The organism is Prescottella soli (assembly GCF_040024445.1).
GTDB classification, from domain to species: Bacteria; Actinomycetota; Actinomycetes; order Mycobacteriales; family Mycobacteriaceae; genus Prescottella; species Prescottella soli.
The window spans coordinates 4,410,121-4,429,939 of sequence record NZ_CP157276.1 but is presented as its reverse complement, the minus strand read 5'-3'; the positions used below and the strand labels follow the sequence as shown (position 1 = coordinate 4,429,939).

Annotated in this window: 19 protein-coding genes and 1 pseudogene; 16 read left to right on the top strand and 4 right to left on the bottom strand. The window is 68.5% G+C overall.

Annotation, left to right across the window (positions count from 1 at the left end; all coding sequences use genetic code 11):
* The first annotated feature begins 55 nt into the window (after nucleotides 1–55).
* From ABI214_RS20545 to ABI214_RS20500, 10 genes are all read left to right on the top strand, one after another.
* Nucleotides 56–871, top strand: coding sequence for a 2-keto-4-pentenoate hydratase (locus ABI214_RS20545; RefSeq protein WP_348604313.1), 816 nt, complete (start codon nucleotides 56–58; stop codon nucleotides 869–871).
* Between the two features lie 20 nt (nucleotides 872–891).
* Nucleotides 892–2,229: an aromatic ring-hydroxylating dioxygenase subunit alpha gene (locus ABI214_RS20540; protein ID WP_348604312.1), complete on the top strand. Its 1,338-nt coding sequence runs from the start codon at nucleotides 892–894 to the stop codon at nucleotides 2,227–2,229.
* Nucleotides 2,226–2,576 (top strand): bifunctional 3-phenylpropionate/cinnamic acid dioxygenase ferredoxin subunit, encoded by a 351-nt coding sequence (locus ABI214_RS20535; protein WP_348604311.1) that lies wholly within the window; start codon nucleotides 2,226–2,228, stop codon nucleotides 2,574–2,576. Before ABI214_RS20540 ends, ABI214_RS20535 begins: the two co-directional genes overlap by 4 nt.
* A gap of 7 nt (nucleotides 2,577–2,583) precedes the next feature.
* Nucleotides 2,584–3,822: an NAD(P)/FAD-dependent oxidoreductase gene (locus tag ABI214_RS20530; RefSeq protein WP_348604310.1), complete on the top strand. Its 1,239-nt coding sequence runs from the start codon at nucleotides 2,584–2,586 to the stop codon at nucleotides 3,820–3,822.
* Between the two features lie 7 nt (nucleotides 3,823–3,829).
* On the top strand, nucleotides 3,830–4,399 hold the full coding sequence (locus ABI214_RS20525; RefSeq protein WP_348604309.1) for an aromatic-ring-hydroxylating dioxygenase subunit beta: 570 nt from the start codon (nucleotides 3,830–3,832) through the stop codon (nucleotides 4,397–4,399).
* Between the two features lie 46 nt (nucleotides 4,400–4,445).
* Nucleotides 4,446–5,315, top strand: coding sequence for an alpha/beta fold hydrolase (locus tag ABI214_RS20520; protein WP_348604308.1), 870 nt, complete (start codon nucleotides 4,446–4,448; stop codon nucleotides 5,313–5,315).
* Nucleotides 5,312–6,148: a 3-(cis-5,6-dihydroxycyclohexa-1,3-dien-1-yl)propanoate dehydrogenase gene (gene hcaB / locus ABI214_RS20515; RefSeq protein ID WP_348604307.1), complete on the top strand. Its 837-nt coding sequence runs from the start codon at nucleotides 5,312–5,314 to the stop codon at nucleotides 6,146–6,148. The genes ABI214_RS20520 and hcaB overlap by 4 nt, the downstream gene beginning before the upstream one ends.
* On the top strand, nucleotides 6,145–7,746 hold the full coding sequence (locus ABI214_RS20510; protein ID WP_348604306.1) for an acyl-CoA synthetase: 1,602 nt from the start codon (nucleotides 6,145–6,147) through the stop codon (nucleotides 7,744–7,746). Before hcaB ends, ABI214_RS20510 begins: the two co-directional genes overlap by 4 nt.
* The gene (locus tag ABI214_RS20505) at nucleotides 7,743–8,141 is read left to right on the top strand and encodes a hypothetical protein (RefSeq protein ID WP_348604305.1); all 399 of its coding nucleotides are present in this window, start codon (nucleotides 7,743–7,745) and stop codon (nucleotides 8,139–8,141) included. The genes ABI214_RS20510 and ABI214_RS20505 overlap by 4 nt, the downstream gene beginning before the upstream one ends.
* A 144-nt stretch (nucleotides 8,142–8,285) precedes the next feature.
* Nucleotides 8,286–9,290 (top strand): endonuclease/exonuclease/phosphatase family protein, encoded by a 1,005-nt coding sequence (locus tag ABI214_RS20500; RefSeq protein WP_348604304.1) that lies wholly within the window; start codon nucleotides 8,286–8,288, stop codon nucleotides 9,288–9,290.
* 55 nt (nucleotides 9,291–9,345) lie between these two features.
* On the opposite strand, the gene ABI214_RS20495 is transcribed toward ABI214_RS20500, so the two are convergent.
* The 4 genes from ABI214_RS20495 to ABI214_RS20480 form a co-directional block, all read right to left on the bottom strand.
* On the bottom strand, nucleotides 9,346–10,107 hold the full coding sequence (locus ABI214_RS20495; protein WP_348604303.1) for an SDR family NAD(P)-dependent oxidoreductase: 762 nt from the start codon (nucleotides 10,105–10,107) through the stop codon (nucleotides 9,346–9,348).
* A 155-nt stretch (nucleotides 10,108–10,262) separates the two neighbouring features.
* A complete protein-coding gene (locus ABI214_RS20490; RefSeq protein WP_348604302.1) occupies nucleotides 10,263–11,081 on the bottom strand; it encodes an alpha/beta fold hydrolase in 819 nt (272 codons plus the stop codon).
* A gap of 104 nt (nucleotides 11,082–11,185) precedes the next feature.
* Nucleotides 11,186–12,118: a 3-carboxyethylcatechol 2,3-dioxygenase gene (locus ABI214_RS20485; protein ID WP_348604301.1), complete on the bottom strand. Its 933-nt coding sequence runs from the start codon at nucleotides 12,116–12,118 to the stop codon at nucleotides 11,186–11,188.
* 66 nt (nucleotides 12,119–12,184) lie between these two features.
* Nucleotides 12,185–12,991 (bottom strand): IclR family transcriptional regulator, encoded by an 807-nt coding sequence (locus tag ABI214_RS20480; RefSeq protein ID WP_348604300.1) that lies wholly within the window; start codon nucleotides 12,989–12,991, stop codon nucleotides 12,185–12,187.
* Nucleotides 12,992–13,197: 206 nt separating this feature from the next.
* Here ABI214_RS20480 and ABI214_RS20475 point away from each other — a divergent pair, with 206 nt between their 5' ends.
* From ABI214_RS20475 to ABI214_RS20450, 6 genes and pseudogenes are all read left to right on the top strand, one after another.
* A complete protein-coding gene (locus ABI214_RS20475; protein WP_348604299.1) occupies nucleotides 13,198–13,794 on the top strand; it encodes an XRE family transcriptional regulator in 597 nt (198 codons plus the stop codon).
* 113 nt (nucleotides 13,795–13,907) lie between these two features.
* Nucleotides 13,908–14,705, top strand: a complete 798-nt coding sequence (locus tag ABI214_RS20470) for an IclR family transcriptional regulator (RefSeq protein ID WP_348604298.1) — start codon at nucleotides 13,908–13,910, stop codon at nucleotides 14,703–14,705.
* A gap of 76 nt (nucleotides 14,706–14,781) precedes the next feature.
* Nucleotides 14,782–15,531 carry an HD domain-containing protein gene (locus ABI214_RS20465; protein WP_348604297.1) on the top strand — a complete coding sequence of 250 codons (750 nt, stop codon included), beginning with the start codon at nucleotides 14,782–14,784 and terminating at the stop codon, nucleotides 15,529–15,531.
* A gap of 2 nt (nucleotides 15,532–15,533) precedes the next feature.
* A pseudogene (locus ABI214_RS20460) lies at nucleotides 15,534–16,802 on the top strand (cytochrome P450); the annotation flags it as partial.
* 57 nt (nucleotides 16,803–16,859) lie between these two features.
* Nucleotides 16,860–17,933 carry a PEP/pyruvate-binding domain-containing protein gene (locus tag ABI214_RS20455; protein WP_348611822.1) on the top strand — a complete coding sequence of 358 codons (1,074 nt, stop codon included), beginning with the start codon at nucleotides 16,860–16,862 and terminating at the stop codon, nucleotides 17,931–17,933.
* Between the two features lie 68 nt (nucleotides 17,934–18,001).
* A complete protein-coding gene (locus ABI214_RS20450; RefSeq protein ID WP_348604296.1) occupies nucleotides 18,002–19,819 on the top strand; it encodes a PEP-utilizing enzyme in 1,818 nt (605 codons plus the stop codon).

The window sequence follows — 19,819 nt, the reverse complement described above, 5'->3', positions numbered from 1 at the left end:
CGTACCTCGGCACGACCGCTGGCCCCGGAACTCGAGGTGGCGTTCTCCTGTACGCATGCCAACTGACACCACGGGCGCGCTGCACGCGGCAGTCCCTGCCGTCGCCGCGCAGCTGGCCGAGGCGGAGCGCACTCGGCAGCCGGTCGCGCAACCCACCTCGTCGTACCCCGACCTGACGGTCGCCGACGCCTACGAGATCCAGCGCCGCAACATCGCGCAGCGGATCGCGTCGGGCGAGCGGATCGTGGGTCGCAAGATCGGGCTCACCTCGCTCGCGATGCAGCAGCAGCTCGGTGTCGACCAGCCGGACTTCGGCGCGATCCTCGACACGATGGTGGTCGCCCACGAGGGCGAGCAGGCCGCGGACGAGCTGGTGGCGCCGCGCGCCGAGGCGGAGTTCACGTTCCGGCTCAGCCGCGATCTGGCTCCCGGCGACGCCCCGTTCACGTTCGAGCAGGTCCGGGACGCGATCGGTGAGGTCATGCTGAGCCTCGAGCTGATCGACAGCCGGATCGCCGACTGGAAGATCGGCCTCGTCGACACCGTCGCGGACAACGCGTCCAGCGCCCGGCTGGTGGCGGGCCCGGGCGTTCCCGCCACCCCGGAACTTCTCGACGCTCTTCCGGACATGATCCTCACCCTCACCCGCGACGACGAGGACGTCATCGCGGGCCCCGGCTCGGCGGTGCTCGATCATCCACTCAATGCCATTGTCTGGCTGGCCAATTCGCTCGCCGAGTACGGCGACCATCTGCGCGCCGGGGACCTCGTCCTGGCCGGCGCGGTGCACGCCGCGGTCCCGCTGGCCGCCGGTTCCACCTTCGGTGTCAGTTCGCCGGGCCTGCCCGACGTCACCGTCCGCATCGTCTAGATCAAGGGAGACGACGACACATGTGTACCTCCGACGGAGGCAACCCGACCACGGGCTCGATCAAGAGGCCGTCCGCACTCACCACGTTCGTCGACGTGTCGACGATGGTGGACACCGACAACGGCTACGTCGATCGCGCGGTCTTCACCGACCAGTCGATCTACCAGCAGGAGCTGCGCCGCATCTTCGCGCCGAGCTGGCTGTTCCTGGGCCACACGTCCCAGATCTCGAAGCCGGGCGAGTTCCTCACCACGTACATGGGTGAGGATCCGGTCATCGTCTCGATGGGCAAGGACCGCAGGATCCGCGCGTTCCTCAACTCGTGCCGTCACCGCGGCGCCCGGGTGTGTCGCGCCGACTTCGGCGCCACCAAGAACTTCACCTGCACGTACCACGGCTGGAGCTTCGACACCGCCGGTCAGCTGGTGAGCGTCCCCAACGAGGCCGGCTACCCCGAGAGCTTCGACAAGAAGGACTGGGGCCTGGTCGAGGTCGCGCAGCTCGACACCTATCACGGGCTGATCTTCGCGACGTGGAACCCGGCCGCGCCGCCGCTGAAGGAAGCACTCGGCGGCATGACCTACTACATGGACGCGATGCTCGATCGCGATCCCGAGGGCACCGTCGCCGTCGGCGGCATCCACAAGTGGGTCCTCGACGGCAACTGGAAGCTGGCGGCCGAGCAGTTCGCCACCGACTGGTACCACGTCAACATGTCGCACGCGTCGGCGCTGATGGTGCTCTCCCCCACCGGCCGCGGACCGAAGGCCGAGATCGTCAACACCCCCGGTCGCCAGTTCAGTGATCCGCTGGGTCACGGTGCCGGCTTCCCGACGCATCCGCGCAGCCGCTTCGACGCGCAGGCCGTGCACGAGTACTACGACTACGACGCGCTGCGTGAGCGCCTCGGCGACGAGCGCGTCGAGGGCCCGCTGACCACGGGTCACGCGACCGTCTTCCCGAACTTCTCGTACCTGCCGGTCAACGGCAGCATCCGCGTCTGGCACCCCAAGGGACCGGACAAGATGGAGGTCTGGGCCTGGACGATCGTCGACAAGTCGATGCCCGAGGACGTGCGTGAGGCGCAGCGTCTCTACAACCTGCGCACCTTCGGTCCCAGCGGCATCTTCGAGCAGGACGACGGAGAGAACTGGAGCGAGTGCCAGTCCATCGCAGGCGGTTTCATCACCAACGGTGTGCCGCTGAACTACCAGATGGGCCTGGGCTCCGAGCGCGAGGACGGCGTCTACCCCGGCAAGACCAGCGAGCTGTACAGCGACGCTGCCGGCCGTGGTTTCTACCGGCGCTGGGCGGAACTGATGAACACACCGGCATGGCACGAAAAGGGCGCGAAGTGAGCGAGACCATCACCAGGATCAAGGTCGGCGCGGTCGGCGACATCGAGGACGGCGAGGCACTGGTCGTCGACGCCGAGCAGACCGGCACCGGCGAGCCGATCGCGGTCTTCCACGACGACGGCGACTACTTCGCGCTCAACGACCGCTGCAGCCACGGCGAGGCGTCCCTCGCGGACGGCTGGATCGAGGGCGGCCAGGTGGAGTGCCCGCTGCACGCGGGCAAGTTCTGCCTGCGCACCGGTTCCGTGCTCTCGATGCCCGCCACCGAGGACGTCGCGGCCCACAAGGTCGCGGTCGAGGACGACGAGATCTGGCTGTACCCCGGCCAGTCCGCCGCGGCGGAGTGACGCGCCCATGAGCACACTCGAGCGCACTCCCGAACACATCGTGGTGGTCGGCGGCGGGCTCGCCGGCGTCAGCGCCGCCGGCGAGCTGCGCAGTCGCGGCTTCGAGGGCACGATCACCCTCGTCGACGGCGGACCCGCACCGTACGACCGTCCGCCGCTGTCCAAGGCGTTCATGTTCGGCACCGCCGACGAATCGGACCTCGCCCTGGCCAAGCCGGATTGGTATGTCACGCAGCAGATCACGCTGCGCACCGGAGTTCCGGTGACGGCACTGAAGCCGGACGAGGGCGTCATCGAGCTCGCGGACGGCACCCGGCTGGACGCGGACGTGACGATCCTGACCACCGGGGCCGGCGCGCGACCCCTACCGGTTCCCGGCGGCGACCTGCCGCAGGTGCACCTGCTCCGCACCATCGACGACGCCCGCGCACTGAAGGCCAGGCTGGTGCCGGGTGCACGGCTGGCCGTGATCGGCGCCGGCCTGATCGGTGCCGAAACCGCCTCGGCGGCACTGCAGCTCGGTGCGACGGCGACCCTGGTGGATCCGCTGGATCCGCCGATCGTGCCCGCGGTCGGCCCGGAGATGGCGCGATACCTGCACGACCAGCACGCCGAGCACGGCATCGCGGTCCACACCGCGGGCGTGACCGAGATCCGCGAGGACGGCGAGGCCGTCACCGTGGTCCTCACGACCGGTGAGGAACTGCCCGCCGACGCGGTTCTCGTCGGCATCGGCTCGATCCCGTCGACCGAGCTCGCCGAGACCGCCGGACTCGACGTCGACGGCGGCGTGCTCGTCGACGAGAACCTGCGCACCAGCCACCCCGCGGTGTACGCGGCGGGCGACGTCGCCCGCGGGCGTGACGCGGACGGCACGCTGCACCGACGCGAAGAGCACTGGGAGGCAGCCCAACTGAGTGGACGCGCGGTTGCCGCCCGCGTCCTGGGTCAGGAACCCGAACCCGAGTGCGCGGGTTGGTTCTGGTCCGACCGGCACGGCATCCACGTGCAGGGCGTCGGATCGATGACCGCGGAGGGCGAGACCGTGATCCGGCCGCGTCCCGACGACGCCACCCGCCCGCAGATGGCGTTCCGCGTCCGGGGCAACACCCTGGTCGGCGCCGCGTTCATCGACGGCGGCCCGGCAGTGCGGGCCGCGCGCATCATCATCGACCGCGCTCTTCCCGTCGATCCGGCCGCCCTGGCCGACCCGACCGTGAACCTGCGCAAGCTCGCCAAAGGATGACTGACTGATGGCAACCGAAAATGCCCTCCCGTCTCAGCGGCCCGCCGCTGACGCCGACACCCATTTCCGGGTGCAGCAGCTGTACTTCCACGAAGCCGAACTGATCGACGACGGCCGGTTCACCGACTGGCTCGACCTGCTCGCCGAGGACCTGCACTACTGGGCCCCCACCCGGACCAACCGGCTGCGCCGCCAGCAGTCGCTCGCGGTGGCCGCGCGCGGCGAGGCCGCGTTCTTCGACGAGACCCGCGCCAGCCTGGCGTGGCGCATCCGCCGCTTCGACTCCGGCATGGCGTGGGCGGAGGATCCGCCGTCGCGCACCCGGCACCTGGTGAGCAACGTCGTCGTCCGGCACACCGACGAGGACGAGCGCGAGGTCGGGCAGTGGTACGTGCGATCGAACTTCCTCGTCTACCGCAACCGGCTCGAGCGTGAGGTCGACATCTACTCCGGCGGCCGCGAGGACATCCTCCGCGAGAACCCCGACGGCCCTGACGGGTCGCTCGTCGTTGCCCGCCGCAAGATCCTGCTCGATCAGAACGTGTTGCTGGCCAAGAACATCAGCACCTTCTTCTGATCGCCCCCAGCCACCGACTCTTCCCAGACACAGGAGCGCGTGAACAGTGACAACGAATGCAGCGGCGGAGACTGCCCTGACCACCCGCGAGGTCGAGACCTCGCTCGGCACCATCAAGGTGAGCGAGGCCGGCAGCGGCCCGGTCCTGGTGATGCTGCACGGCGGCGGGCCGGGCGCGTCGGCGATCGCCAACTACAGCCAGAACCTGCCGGCCCTGACGCCGCACTTCCGCGTCGTGCTGCCGGACCAGCCCGGCTTCGGCGGCAGCTACCGCCCCACGGAGGAGGACCTCCAGGAGCGCAGCATCACGCAGATCACCGTCGACGCGCTGATCCAGACGCTCGACGCGCTGGGCATCGACGAGTTCCACCTGATGGGTAACAGCCTCGGTGGCGCCGCGGCGATCGCGCTGGCGCTGGCGATCCCGCAGCGGGTCACCCGGCTGGTACTGATGGCCCCGGGCGGCGGCTGGCTGCCGTTCGGCCCGACGCCGACCGAGGGCCAGAAGGCGATGTTCCGCTACTACAACGGCGGCGGCCCGACCGTGAAGAAGATGAAGGACTTCGTCCGCACGATGGTCGCCGACCCGAAGCAGTTCGACGACGCGAACATCCAGGCCCGCTACGAGGCGTCGCTGGACGAGAGCCACATCGAGTTCTACCACCGCTACAACGCCGCGTTCGCGCGTCGTCACGGCATGGATCCGCTGTGGCGCGACGCCCACAAGATCAAGGCGCCGACGCTGCTGCTGTGGGGCACGGACGACCGCACCATCACGTTCGAGGGCTCGCAGCTGATGCTCAAGCAGATCCCGAACGTGCAGCTGCACGCGTTCAGCCGGTGCGGCCACTGGGTCCAGGTCGAGCGCCAGAAGGAGTTCGAGCGGCTCGTGGTGGATTTCCTGGAGGATCAGTGACCGGCTGGCTCGAGGGCAACGTCGCCCTCATCACCGGCGGCGGCTCCGGACTGGGCCGGGCCGTCGCCGAGCGGTTCCTCGACGAGGGCGCGTCGGTCGTCGTCGCCGACCGTGACCCGGCCAAGCTGAGCGAGCTCGTCGAGTCGGCCGGAGGCCGCGCGGACCGCATCCACACCGTCGAGGCCGACGTCCGCTCCACCGCCGACCAGCATCGTGCGGTCTCCGAGGCCGTCGCGCGCTTCGGTAAACTCGACACGCTGGTGCCGAACGCCGGCATCTGGGACTACCAGCGCTCGATCACCCGACTCGACGGGGAGTCGTTGTCCGCGGCGTTCGACGAACTGTTCGCCATCAACGTCAAGGGCTACCTGCTGGCCGTCGAGGCCGCGTGGCGCGAGCTGGTCAAGACCCGCGGCAGCATCGTGATGACGCTGTCGAACTCGGCCTTCTACCCGAACGGAGGCGGTCCGCTGTACACCGCGAGCAAGCACGCCTGCCGCGGACTGGTGCTCGAGCTGGCCTACGAGCTGGCCCCGAAGGTGCGTGTCAACGGCGTCGCCGCCGGCGGCATGCGCACCGACCTGCGCGGGCCCGAGTCGATGGGGATGGCCGACCGCTCGATCGAGACGTCGTTCGCGCGCAGCGCCACGACGGGCGACAACCCGTTGCTGCCGCTGCACGACGCGAGCGTCGACCCTGCCGACTTCACGGCGCCGTACGTGCTGCTGGCCTCGTCGGCCAACAGTTCCAACATCACCGGTGCGATCATCCCCGTCGACGGCGGTATCGCCGCGCGCGGGTTCCGCACCGCAGCGGGCGGAGACGATCTGTGAGCACCGAGAAGACCCCTGTGGACATCAGCCCGGCCCGTGCGCTCCAGAACCTGGGCCGACTGCACGGCGCCCGCACAGCGCTGATCTACGAGGACCACACCATCGACTACCGCACGCTCACCGAGCGGGTGCACGCGATGGCGGTGGCCCTCCACGCGTCGGGAGTCCGCAAGGGCGACCGGGTGGCGTACCTCGGCCTGAACAGCCCGACGTTCCTCGTGACCTACCTGGCTTCGGCGTGGGTGGGCGCGGTGTTCGTTCCGGTGAACTTCCGCCTCGCCGCCGCCGAGATCGCCTACCAGCTGGGCGATTTCGGACCTCGCGTCCTGGTTGTCGAGCCCTGCCACATGGCGGTCGTCGACGAGATCGATCCGGCCGTCCTGCCGGCGCGCATGTTCGCGGTCGACAACGACGACGCGGTGCCGCTGACCGACGAGCCGTCCGAGCGCTGGGAGCGCCTGACGGCGGCCCTCGCGCGCGGCGCGGCCCAGGGCGTCGAGCTGACCCCGGTCCCCCGTTTCGCGGACGATCTGGCCGCGCTGATGTACACGTCGGGCACGACCGGACGCCCCAAGGGCGTCATGCTCACGCACGGCAACATCTGGTGGAACTCGTTCAACGTGGACTCGGTGGTCGAGACCAGCCGCAGCGACGTCAACCTCGCGGTGGCGCCGCTGTTCCACATCGGGTGCCTCAACTCGTTCACGCTGCGCAGCCTCGCCCGCGGCGGTGCCACGCTGGTGCGCCGCACGTTCGACCCGGCCCGCACGCTCACCGACCTGATCGAGTACAAGGTCAACACGATCTTCGCGGTGCCGGCGATGTTCTCGGCGATCGCCCAGCTGCCGCAGTTCGCGGACGCGGACCTGTCGCAGTTGCGGTCCGCCATTGTGGCCGGCGCGCCCGTGCCGCCGAGCCTGGTCAAGGAGTACGGCCACCACGGTGTCGCGCTGCAGCAGGCGTGGGGTCTGACCGAGACCGCACCGTTCGCGACGTCGCTGCCGCCCGAGCGGACACTAGAGCGGGCGTCGTCGGCCGGTCTGCCGATGCCGTTCACCGAGATCAAGATCATCGACCCGGTGACCGGCGCGACCGTAACCGAGCCGAACGCGGCCGGCGAGATCTGTGTGCGCGGCCCGAACGTGACGCCCGGCTACTGGGCCAACCAGGAGGCGACGACCGCGGCGTTCGACGCCGAGAACTGGTTCCACTCGGGCGATCTGGGCTGCCTCGACGAGGAGGGCTTCCTCTACATCGTCGACCGGATCAAGGACATGATCATCTCGGGTGGCGAGAACGTCTACCCGGCCGAGGTCGAGCGGGTGCTCGTCGAGTACCCGGGTGTCACGGACGCCGCGGTCGTCGGCGCACCGGACCCCAAGTGGGGCGAGATCGTCGTCGCCGTCCTGGTCGTCTCGACCGACACCGATCCGACGCTCGAGGAGATTCGGGACTTCACCAGCGAGCGCCTCGCCCGCTACAAGCTGCCGAAGGAGATCCTCGTTCTGGACTCGTTGCCGCGCAACGGTTCCGGAAAGCTCGACAAGGTCGAGCTGCGTAAGCTCGCCGCCGACGGCCGCGGTTCGCTGAACCGATGAGCACGCCGGGCTGGCCGCTGACGTACGCGGTCGACGACAGCGGCACCCCGGTCGAGGTCCGCGCACGGTACGCCGTGCGCGGGCCCCTCGGGAACGCCTACCCCGCCGGTGTCGCCGACCTCGAACTCGACATCGACGGACTGCGCGACGCCCGGGTACTGCGCGAGCTCGGTGAACGGATCCTCCGCGAGTACTCGGCGTGTCGACGGATCGTGCTGCCGGTTCCGGCGGGCGATCTGGACGCGGTCGGCTTCGCCGAGGACGCCGGATTCCGGTACGTCGTCGACGTCGACGTACCCGGGGAACGTGGTGCGATCGCCGAACTCTCCCTCCTGGTCCTGGAACCGGGCTGGGTCGCGGACGCGCCGACCGCCGTCAACGACCTACCCCTCTGACCTAGCCAGCCCTGAAGGGCGGTCGGATTCGCACGAATCCGACCGCCCTTCAGCCGTTCCCCACGCCGGACTGTCGTCGGCTCCGCGCACCGGACGAAACGGATAGGCTCGCGGCGTCCGACTCGACGAAGCATGGGGGTTCCGATGAGGGGTGCGATCGCACTTCGCCGGGCGGCGGCGGTCGTCGGCGGTGCCGGGATCGCGTCGGGCCTCGCCGCGCTGGTCGCATTTCGTTCAGGCGCCTCCAACAACGTCGTCATCGTGGCGGCCTCGTTCGCTCCGCTGCTCTTGGCGGTGACGATCGTCGGCGTGCTCGTCACCGCTGCCGCGCGGCAGTGGATCCTGCTCGGGATCTCCGCGGTTGTCCTGGCGCTGGGCGCCTGGGCGTTCGGACCGTTGTGGGTGGGAGGTGCGGGCGGCGAGCGTGCAGAACCGACGGGCCCGTCGATCCGGGTGATGCAGTCCAACATCATGGTGGGATCCGCGGACCCGGCGACGCTGGTGCAGTCGGTGCGCGATCGAGGTGTCGACGTGCTCACGATCCAGGAGTTGACGGAGCCGTCCGTGGAGGCGCTGCGGGCGGCGGGGCTCGAGGACGTTCTGCCGCACACGTATCTGGCGCCTCATGTGACAGGCGGTGGCGGCGGCGGGATCTACAGCCGGCTGCCGCTGTCGAACGGGCGGCGGGTCGACGGGATGGCCCTGACGAATCTGGCGATCGAGGTGGACGCCGGCCTGCCGCAGCCGGTGGTGCTGTACGACGTACATCCGGTGCCCGCATACATCGCGCCGGCAGCCGACTGGACCGAGGACTTCGATCGGTTGCGCGACGAACTGGATTCGGCTGCGACACATGACAACGTGATCGTGAGCGGCGACTTCAACGCCACCTACGCGCACCGGAAGTTCCGCGATCTGCGACGCGGCGGGTATGTCGATGCGGCGGACCAGTTGGGCGCGGGCATCCTGCCGACGTACCCGACCGACAAACGCTATCCGGCGGTTGTCGGCATCGACCACATCCTCACGAAAGGCGCACAGGCGACGTCTCTCGAACGCATCGACGTCGTCGGCTCGGATCACTACGGCCTGGTTGCCGACGTACGACTCGATACTGCTCGGAACGGTGGCGCTTCGACGTCACAGTGAGGGTCGCCGCACCGCACGGTCGGGCGAGACGCTCGACCTCGTCCGGGTCCGCCGGTCACCAGACCCGCATGCCCCCGTCGACGATGAGGTCGACACCGGTGACGTACGAGCTCTCGTCGGACGCGAGGAAGAGCGCGACGTTCGCGACCTCCTCGGGCCGACCGAACCGACCCAGCAGTGTCCGGCCGACCATGGCCCTGGTCCACTCAGCGTCCGCCAACTGCGCCTCGGTGGCCTTGCTCTCGATCAGGCCGGGCGAGATCGAGTTGACGCGGATCCCATGCTCGCTGCCCTCCAGCGCAAGTTGCCGGGTCATGCCGATGACCGCCGCCTTGTTCGCGGTGTGTGACAGGGACGGGATCTGCTTGAAGCTGAGCGAACCGTTGAGCGACGCCATGTTCACCACCACTCCATGGCTGGCCTTCAGCCAGGGCCAGGCCGCGCGGGTGAGGTAAAAGACAAGGTCAACCTCGTCCCGCCGCGCGCTGTCCCAGTCGGCGTCGCTGATGTCTTCGAGGCGGTCGAAGTAGGCCCGACCGGCGAGGTTGAACAGCACATCGATCCCGCCGAACCGGTCCGTCGCGAACTCGACCAGCCGCGCGCATCCGGCGGGATCGCTCAACCGGCACGGCTGCAGCGACACCATCTCCCCACCGGCGGCGCGCACCAGTTCGGCGGTCTCCTCCGCCGCCTCGACCGCCACATCGCACCCGACGATCCGTGCTCCTTCCCGGGCGAACACCTGGGCGGTGGCGCGCCCCATGGCTCCGCCCGTGCCCGTGATCACGCAGATCTTTCCCGCAAGCCGACCCGACATCTCAGTGTCCTTCCTCGCCAACCTGCCCCGTATCGACCAACGACGATCCGTTCTCCATGTAACCCCCGAGGCCCTGCGGCCCGCCAGGCCTCGACCCGGCGCCGGCTCCGGAATCCGTCATGGGACCCTCTCGTCTCGCGAACAGTCACTCGACGTCAGGCGACGTCGTCGCAACCCACGACTCGCTCGAGATGCGTGCGCAGCGCGCGGGCCACGCCGTCCGAGTCCTCGAGCATCGGGATGTGCCCGACACCGGGCAGAACGATCTCCTCGACATCGCCGGGCAGCTCGTCGAAAAAGCGCTGAATGCACGTGTCCCGGGCCAGGAACGAATCGAACTCCCCCAGGATCAGCGAGGTCGGTGCGGTCACCCGGTCGAGTCCGGTCAGCGGGCCGTCCCGCAGGAACGCGAGCAGGATCGGCAGATACACGGTGCAGTGCGACACCGCGCGGATGACGTTCGTGGCGTCGTCGGGATCGACGGCCGAAATATCGTGGCTGCAGTTCGCGATGACAGGGCGCTGGAACAACCGACTCGACGCGGCACGGTCACCGAGCAGCCGGGCGAGCGCCATCAGCGGGAACTGCACAACGAACCCGAAGCCCGCCCGGAACTCGGTGCGGGAGAAACGCTTCCACCCGAAACCGGGGTTGACCCCCGCAACCGAACGCGCGCGGCCCCGGCGCTCTAGCTCGAACGCCACCGGACCGCCCAGCGAGTTCCCGACGACGTGGCAGGTGTCCCACCCGACCGCGTCCAGTTCCCGCTCGATGCCGTCGGCGATCCCGCCGATCCCCAGATCGCGCCATCGCAGCCGCGGTCCACCCCAGTGCCCGGGCATCGTCAGCGCGAGGACGTCGTAGTCCGACGCCAGATCGTCGACCACGCGATGCCACACGTGATGCGAGAGCGTGAAGCCGTGCAGCAACAGCACGGGTTCACCGGATCCCCCGCGATACGCCGACGTCACCATGTCGTCTCCTCCCCCGAGGCGTCCTTCATGGGTAGCACCTGGGTCCCGGAACGACAAGGGCCGGGCGTTCCCGACGAACGCCCGGCCCTGTACCGAAGTGCGTGCTACTTCGCGGTGGTCACCGCGAAGCCCGCGACCCATTCGGGGATGGCGCGGTAGTAGCGCGACCGCAGCTCGTACGAACCGGATGCCGCGAGCGCCGCGTACGCGGCGATCCACGTGCGCACCTCGTGCGACGACCCGCCGCCGTGCTCCTCGAAGAACTCGTTGGACCAGCCGTCGAACTGCTCGAGGTCACCGGACGCGACGATGTCGAGAACGTCGTTGTCCCACTCGGGATTCAGCGGCTTGCGGGTGGACGTGCCGGCCGCCAGGTCGATTCCGGACTGCACGACGCGCTGCTCACCGCGGGCACGCTGCTCGGGGGTGGGCGGGTTGCCGAGAATCAGGGCCTCCGCCACGCGCGGCGGGGCGCCCGCGAGGATCGGCACCGGCGGGTCGTGCGACAGGCCGCCGGACGCCAGGAACAGCACCCGCTTGTCGAGCAGCGACGCCGCCTCGCCGAGCGCCTTGCCGAACTGGCGGATGCGGCGCACCGGGCCGAGCGGGGCCGCGACACCATTGATGAACACCGGCACGACCGGGACCGACTGGATGCCGCCGAACAGCATCTCCAGCGGCTGCACGAAGCCGTGGTCGACCACCATGCGGGCCGAGATCGTCAGGTCGATGTCACGCTCGAGCACACCCTCGGCGATCCGGTTGGCCAGTTCCGCGTCGACGAGGATCCCACCCTCCGCAGATCCGAAGTCGCCCACCGCGATTGCGCCCGTGGCGATCGCGAACGGGGGCATCTTCTCGTAGAAGAAGCCGTTGTAGTGGTCGGGCGCGAACAGCACGACGACCTCGGGATCGAACTCCTCGATGAACTTCCGCGCCCCGGCAACGGCGTGATCGACCTCGTCGAGCACCTGCTGAGCGGGATCGTTGAGCCCGATCAGCGGTGAGTGGGACAGCGCAACCAGCGCGACTGGCATGAACGGCTCCTTCGGCCTGAATCAGTTTCCGGGACAGGTTCTTCCCGAACGTTGTGGTGGCGGCGGCTACGACGCGAGTGCGACCTGCGACGCGGACAGCGCACGCGACGCAGCCAGGCACACCCGGCGCAAAGCCGGCTCCGCACTCGCAGGCGAGTAGCGGGAGGCCTGACCGGAGACGGAAAACGCCGCGATCGGCCGCGATCCGGCGCCCGTCACGACGCCCCCGACACACACGAGCCCCTCACGGGTCTCCTCACGGTCGAAGGCCACACCGGCCCGGCGCACCTGGGACAGCTCGGCCCGCAGCTGCCCGATGTCGGTGATCGTGTGCGTCGTCCGCGCCGCCAGCTGCGACCCGATCAGACCCTCGGCATCCTGACCGGAGTACGCGAGCAGCGCCTTGCCCACCGCGGTGCAGTGCGCCGGCGCGCGGCCGCCGACCCGGGACGGCGACGCGACGGAGCGGTGACCGTAGAGCTTGTTGATGTAGAGGATGTCGGCGCCGTGGAGCACCGCGAGGTGAACCGTCTGGCGGGTGGCCTCGTACAGATCGGCCAGGAACGGCGTGAGGACGTCGCGGACGACGGAGTGCTGCGGTGCGTATACCCGGCCGCCGAGGTTGTGGAGCTCGGCACCGAGCCGGTAGTCGCTGCCGACCCGCTCGACGGCGTGGTTGCGCTCGAGCATGCCGAGGATCCGGAAGGCCGTCGACTTGCTCAGCCCGGACCGCCGGGCGAGTTCGCTCACGCCAACCCCGGAATGCGCCTCCTGGCCGAAGCTGGTGAGCAGGCTCATCGCCTTGTCGACCGCTGCGCGGCCGTCCCGCCCCGAGCTCGTCTGCGACAGATCGGTCAGCTCCTGCACACCCATGACCCCTACCACTTCACTCTGCGAAACGGACATCTCCGGCGACCCGGCGCCGCATCCGAGTGTGCCCACCTGGCATTTGTATGTCAAGATTGACGATAGTGATACTAAAAGTGACACCCGGTCCGGCTCCGCTTTAATCGTCTGGAGCATTCAGCTCATTGGAGGGAGCCGCGCGGCACCGTGCACACCCGTCGAGAGGAGGACCCGTGGACAGCAACGGCCTGATAGCACGCAACGTGCAGCGGTTCCGCAACGAGCGCCAGATGAGCATGGGCGACCTCGCCAAGCGCGCGAATCTGTCGAAGCAGACCCTCTCGAAGATCGAGCAAGGTGTAGGCAATCCCACAGTCGAAACCATTGACGCGATCGCCGAGGCACTCGACGTCCCGCTGCGACGACTCGTCACCGAGTGGGGAACACGGGTATTCGTCGTCCGCGCCGAGGAAGGATCGTGGAACGCCAAGGCGGGCACCGGGTCCACCAAGATCCTCGACCAGATCTACGGCTCCGGTTACGTGCGCACGAGCCTGACCCGACTCCGGAACGCCGGCACCGACGATGTCGACTCGCTCGTCCTGCCACCCGACTCCGCCGGAACCCTCGTCCACGCGTATGTCATCAGCGGCAAGGTCCGGGTCGGCCCGGCCAACGAGCTCACCGATCTCGGGCCCGGCGACTTCGTGCAGTTCCCGAGCGACGTGCCGTGGGTGCTCACGTCCCTCACCGCCGACGCCACCGTGCACGTCGTCACCACGATGCCGCAGGTCCCGCAGTTCGGACCGCTCCGCAACGACAACTCCTGAGCGCCACTACCGACACGAGTTCGCCCATCACCTCCACCGCGATGTAGTGACGATCGGTCCGGTGGAGCAGGATCTGGGTACGAGGGGGCCCTAGAGTCGGAAGGCGGTTCGACATGGCAGGTACTCCCCGGGAAGCCGGCCGGACCACGACGTCGCGAGTGCTCGCCATCCTGGAAGTGTTCGAGGACGATCCCGGCCCTATCGCGTTGAGCAACATCGCCGCCGAGACCGGCATGCCCCTGACGACGGTTCACCGCCTGGTCGGCGAACTCGAGCGGTGGGGCGCCCTGCTCCGCGTGCCGGACGGTCGATACCAGGTCGGCATCCGCCTGTGGGAGATCGGCCAGAACGCCGGCGTCCGACTCCGCGACATCGTCCACCCCCCGCTCCAGGACCTGTTCGACCTCACCCACGAGACCGTCCACTTCGTCGTGCGCCGCGGCACCGAGGTGATCTACGTCGATCGCATCTACGGCAGCCGACGCGTCCCCCGACTCGCGCGTGTCGGCAGCCGTCTGCCGCTGCATCCGACCGCGGTCGGGAAAGTCCTTCTGGCCTACCAGGATCCCTGGTTCCGAGAGACGTACCTCGCCAACTCCCTCGAACGCCATTCGCGGTTCACGATCACCGAACCGGCGCGCCTGGCCCGCGAACTCGACACCATCCGCGAGCAGGGCTACGCGAAGACGCAGGAGGAGATGGCGCTCGGGGCGTGCTCGGTCGCGATCCCGGTCCGCGCACCGAACGACGAGGTCGTCGCCGCGATCGGCGTGGTGCTCCCGAGCAACCGTTCGGCGGACATGGCCCGGTACCTGCCACCGCTGCGCGGCACCGGTGCCCGCCTCGAGAAGGTGTTCAAGGCGCTTCCGCAGTCCGTCGAACAGGCAATACGCAGTTTCTGGTTGGGCTGATTCCGTTCATCGGAAGGAATCGCTTGGTCCTGACACCGCCAGCGGTCAGAGTGTTCCGTGTCACAAGGAGGACGACATGGAGACCAACAGCACTGGGATGACCGGCCTCCTCGGCCGGGACGTCCGGGCTCACGTTCCGGGCGCCGCCGATGTACCCCACCTGATCGGAATGGACGCGGCACACGACCGCATCTGGCGCCGAGCGGAACCGCATCTTCGAGTGCGGGACAACGACTCTCACACGGTGTATGCGTTCGGCATCGCCCGCGCCCTGGTCGACCAGGTGCCGGGGGCGCGGCCCGAGATCGTGCTGCCGGCGATCCTGCTCCACGACATCGGCTGGTCGACGGTGCCGGAGGAACTGGTGCTGGAGGCGATCGCACCACGGCCGCGGCACCCGGAACTGGTCCGCGTCCACGAGATCGAGGGCGCCGCGATCGCACGGTCGATCCTCGCCGACCTCGGAACACCCGACGCCGACATCGACGAGATCACCGCGATCATCGACGGTCACGACAGCCGCCGCGAGGCCACGAGCCCCAGCGACGCGGTCGTCAAGGATGCCGACAAGCTCTGGCGGATCACCCCGCACGGGCTGGCGACCGTCGGCCGATGGTTCGGGCTCGCCCCGTCCGAGACGCTCCGGCTGGTGGGATCTCGCACCCACGCCCACTTGTGCACCGAGCCGGCCCGCGTGATGGCTCTCGCGTTCGCCGCGACCGCGTCGACCGACGTGTCACCGCATCTTCGCGAATTGTCTTCCGCAACAACGAATATCCCAGACACCGCGCTCTACGAGCACCCGACACCCCGAGTCCAGGAGTGAACATGTCCGCGCCGACGCAGAAGAGGACCGACACCGTCTCCACGAGTGGTTGCCCCGTCGACCACCACGGCTACGAACCGTTCGACATGAACGACCCGTTCTCGGCCTACGCCCGCCTCCGCTCGGCGGAGCCGGTCATGTTCGACGAGCGGATCGGCTGCTGGGTGGTCACCCGCTACGACGACATCAAGGCCGTCTTCGACAACTGGGAGATCTTCAGCAGCGAGAACGCGCAGGCACCGGTGCGTGAACGGGGGCCGCAGGCGAAGCAGATCATGAACGACGGCGGGTTCACCGCCTACTCCGGCCTGTCCGCCCGCAGGCCACCGGAGCACACACGCATCCGCAAGGCGACCTCGAAGGCGTTCACTCCGCGCCGCTACAAGGCGCTCGAGCCCTTCATCCGGGCGAACGTCGATCAGCAGCTGCGGGCCCTGCTCGCTCACGAGGACCGCCGCGGCGACCTGCTGCGCGACCTCGCCTACGACGTGCCGACCGTGACGATCCTGACTCTGATCGGCGCCGACACGAGCCAGGTCGACCAGTACAAGCGCTGGTCCGAGTCCCGCGCCGCGATGACGTGGGGCAATCTGAGCGACGAGCAGCAGATTCCGCACGCGCACAACCTGGTCGAATACTGGCAGGAGTGCCTGCGGCTGGTCGCCGACGCCCACGAGCGCGGGGGCGACAACCTCGTCGCCGACCTGGTGCGCGCCCAGCAGGAGGGCGCCGAGATCACCGACCACGAGATCGCGTCGGTCTGCTACAGCCTGCTGTTCGCGGGACACGAGACGACCACGACGCTGATCTCCAACACGCTGCGACTGCTGCTGGCCCACCGGGACCAGTGGGAGGCGCTGCGGGAGGATCCGAAGAAGATCCCGAAGGCCGTCGAAGAGGTGCTGCGCTACTCCCCCTCGATCGTCGCCTGGCGCCGAAAGGCACTCGAGGACACGATGATCGGCGAGACCCCGATTCCGGCCGGGTCCGAGATCCTGCTGGTGATGGGTTCCGCCAACCGGGACGAGTCGCAGTTCGCCGACCCCGAGATCTTCGACATCGCTCGGGACAATGCGCGCGAGCACCTCGCCTTCGGCTTCGGCCTGCACTACTGCCTGGGCAACATGCTCGCCAAGCTCCAGACCCGCATCGTCGTCGAGGAGGTGCTGAAGACGGCGCCGTTCCTCGAGCTCGTCGATCCCGACGCGATCACCTTCGGCGAGAACCTGTCGTTCCGGGCACCGACTGCGGTGCCGGTGCGGTGGGACGCGCCCGGCGACAGCGCGACCGACACGGAGGGCACCACCGATACCGCGTCGGCCCGGTACATCCAGTTCTTCGACGGCCCGCAGGAGCCGCAGCACGATCAGTTGGGCGGCAAGTGCGCCTCGCTGGTGTCGCTGACGGCGGCAGGCATGCCGGTGCCGCCCGGATTCGCGCTCACCACGATGCTCTACGACGACTTCATCGCGTCGGCCGGCATCGCCGACGAGATCCGTGAGCTGCTCGAGGGTCTCGATCCCGAGGACGTCTCCGGTGTGGACGCGGTCTCCGCACGGATCCGGGACGCGATCACCTCGCGACCCGTCCCGGAGCCGCTGCGACACTTGACGATCGAGGCGTACGAGCGGCTGCAGTCACGGTTCGACCACCCCGTGCCGGTGGCGGTGCGCTCGTCCGCGACCGCGGAGGACCTGCCCGACGCCAGCTTCGCCGGCCAGCAGGACACGTACCTGTGGCTCAACGGGATCGACGAGGTGCTCGAGCACATCCGGCGTTGCTGGGCGTCGCTCTACACCAGCCGCGCGATCACGTACCGGCTGAAGAACAACATCCCCGACGCCGGGCTCTCGATGGCCGTCGCGGTCCAGAAGATGGTGAGCGCCAAGGTCGCCGGCGTGGCGATGACGATGGACCCCACCAACGGGGACCGCTCGAAGATCACCGTCGACGCGTCGTACGGTGTCGGCGAGATGGTGGTCTCCGGTCAGGTCACCCCGGACAACATCGTGCTCGACAAGGTGATGCTGACCGTGGTGACCGAGACGATCGGCGACAAGCACGCCGAACTGGTCCCCGACCCCGTCTCGCACCGCCTCGTCGAGCGTGAGGTCGACGCCGACCGCCGCTCCTGCCGCAGCCTGACCGACGAGGAACTGAAGGCCGTCGCCGCGATCGCCAAACGCGCCGAGAAGCACTACGGATGCCCCCAGGACATCGAGTGGGCACTCGATGCCGACCTCCCGGACGGCGAGAACCTCCTGCTGCTGCAATCGCGCCCCGAAACCGTGTGGTCTGCAAAACCCGCTCAGGACAAGGCAACCGAGACCACCGCACCCGCTCGGCGGACCTTCGACATGAGCTCGATCAGCCGAGCCATGACCAAGCCACTCTCCGCCTGATCCGACCGCGCACTCCGCATACACATCCAGCACCCACCCCGCACTGCTTTCCTTCCAGAGGAACTCCCATGACGATGAAGTCCTTTCCGAGCCCCTTCGACCTCGAGACGCCCGCCGGCGCCGAGGGCTGGGAGGAGCTCTACCCGTACAACATGGTCTTCCAGCCGAACCGTCAGGACGTCGACGACGCCAAGTTCTGGTTCTGCGACAGCCAGCACTGGCCCACGGTGTTCAAGCCGTTCGAGACCATCGGCGGTGAGTTCGCCGTCAAGTGCCTGGGCCAGTACAACACCCGGCACCTGCTGATCCCGAACTCGAACGGCATCGAGTTCAAGATGCACCTCGGCTACCTGTACATGTCGCCGATCCCCGCTCCGGAGGAGGAGTTCGACAGGCGCGCCCTGTTGTTCGAGGAGCGCGCCGCCTACTACTACCAGAACTGGGAGTCGCTGCTCGAGAAGTGGCACAAGAAGGTTCGCCTGACGATCGACGAGATGAACGCGCTGTCGTTCGCGAAGCTGCCCGACATGGTGTCGATCGAGGACATTCGCTCGGGTAAGGCCAAGGACGGCACCGAGGTTCTGCTCGAGAACTACGACCGGCTGATCCAGCTCTGCTACCAGAACTGGCAGTACCACTTCGAGTTCCTCAACCTCGGGTACATCGCGTACCTCGACTTCTTCGGCTTCTGCAAGGAGGTGTTCCCGAACATCCCCGACCAGTCGATCGCGACGATGGTGCAGGGCGTCGACATGGAGCTGTTCCGGCCCGACGACGAACTCAAGAACCTCGCGAAGCTGGCCGTCGAGCTCGGACTGACGGACCTGTTCGACAACACCGACGACCCGGACGGCACCCTGGCCCGGATCGCGGCGGCTGCGGAGAACGGCGCCCGGTGGATCGCCCAGTACGAAGGCGCCCAGGATCCGTGGTTCAACTTCACCGTCGGCAACGGCTTCTACGGCCACGACAAGTACTGGATCGAGCACCAGGAACTGCCGCTCGGCTACATCGCCGACTACATCCGGCGCCTCGGCGAGGGGCAGGACATCATGCGCCCGGTCGCCGAACTCGCGGCCGAGCGCGACCGGATCGCCGAGGAGTACCGCGACCTGCTCGACGACGAGACGCGAGAGGCGTTCGACGCCAAGCTCGGACTGGCCCGCACCGCCTACCCGTACGTCGAGAACCACAACTTCTACATCGAGCACTGGACGATGGGCGTGTTCTGGCGCAAGGTCCGCGAGCTCTCCCGCATGCTGCACGAGGAAGGGTTCTGGCCCGAGGCGGACGACCTGCTGTACCTCAAGCGCGGCGAGGTCCGCGAAGCCCTGTTCGACCTCGCGACCGCATGGGCCGTCGGCGCCGAGCCGACCGGACCGCACTACTGGCCCGCCGAGATCGAACGCCGTCGAGGCATCATCGACGCGCTGAAGTCCCGCCGCCCGGAGCCGGCGCTCAACACTCCCCCGGAGTTCATCACCGAGCCGTTCACGAGCATGCTCTACGGAATCACCACCGAGCAGGTCCAGCAGTGGCTCAGCGACGACGACGAGTCCGGCGACAATCTCCGCGGCATGGCCGCGTCGCCGGGTGTCGTGGAAGGCATCGCCCGCGTCATCACCAGTTCGGACGAGCTGTCGCTCGTCCAGGACGGTGAGATCCTCGTCGCACCGGTGACCGCGCCGTCCTGGGGCCCGATCTTCGGGAAGATCAAGGCGACGGTGACCGACATCGGCGGCATGATGAGCCACGCCGCGATCGTGTGCCGCGAGTACGGTCTGCCGGCCGTGACCGGCACCGGATCCGCGTCGACCCAGATCAAGACCGGACAGCGACTGCACGTCGACGGCACCAAGGGTGTCGTCACGGTCTTGGGCGAGTGA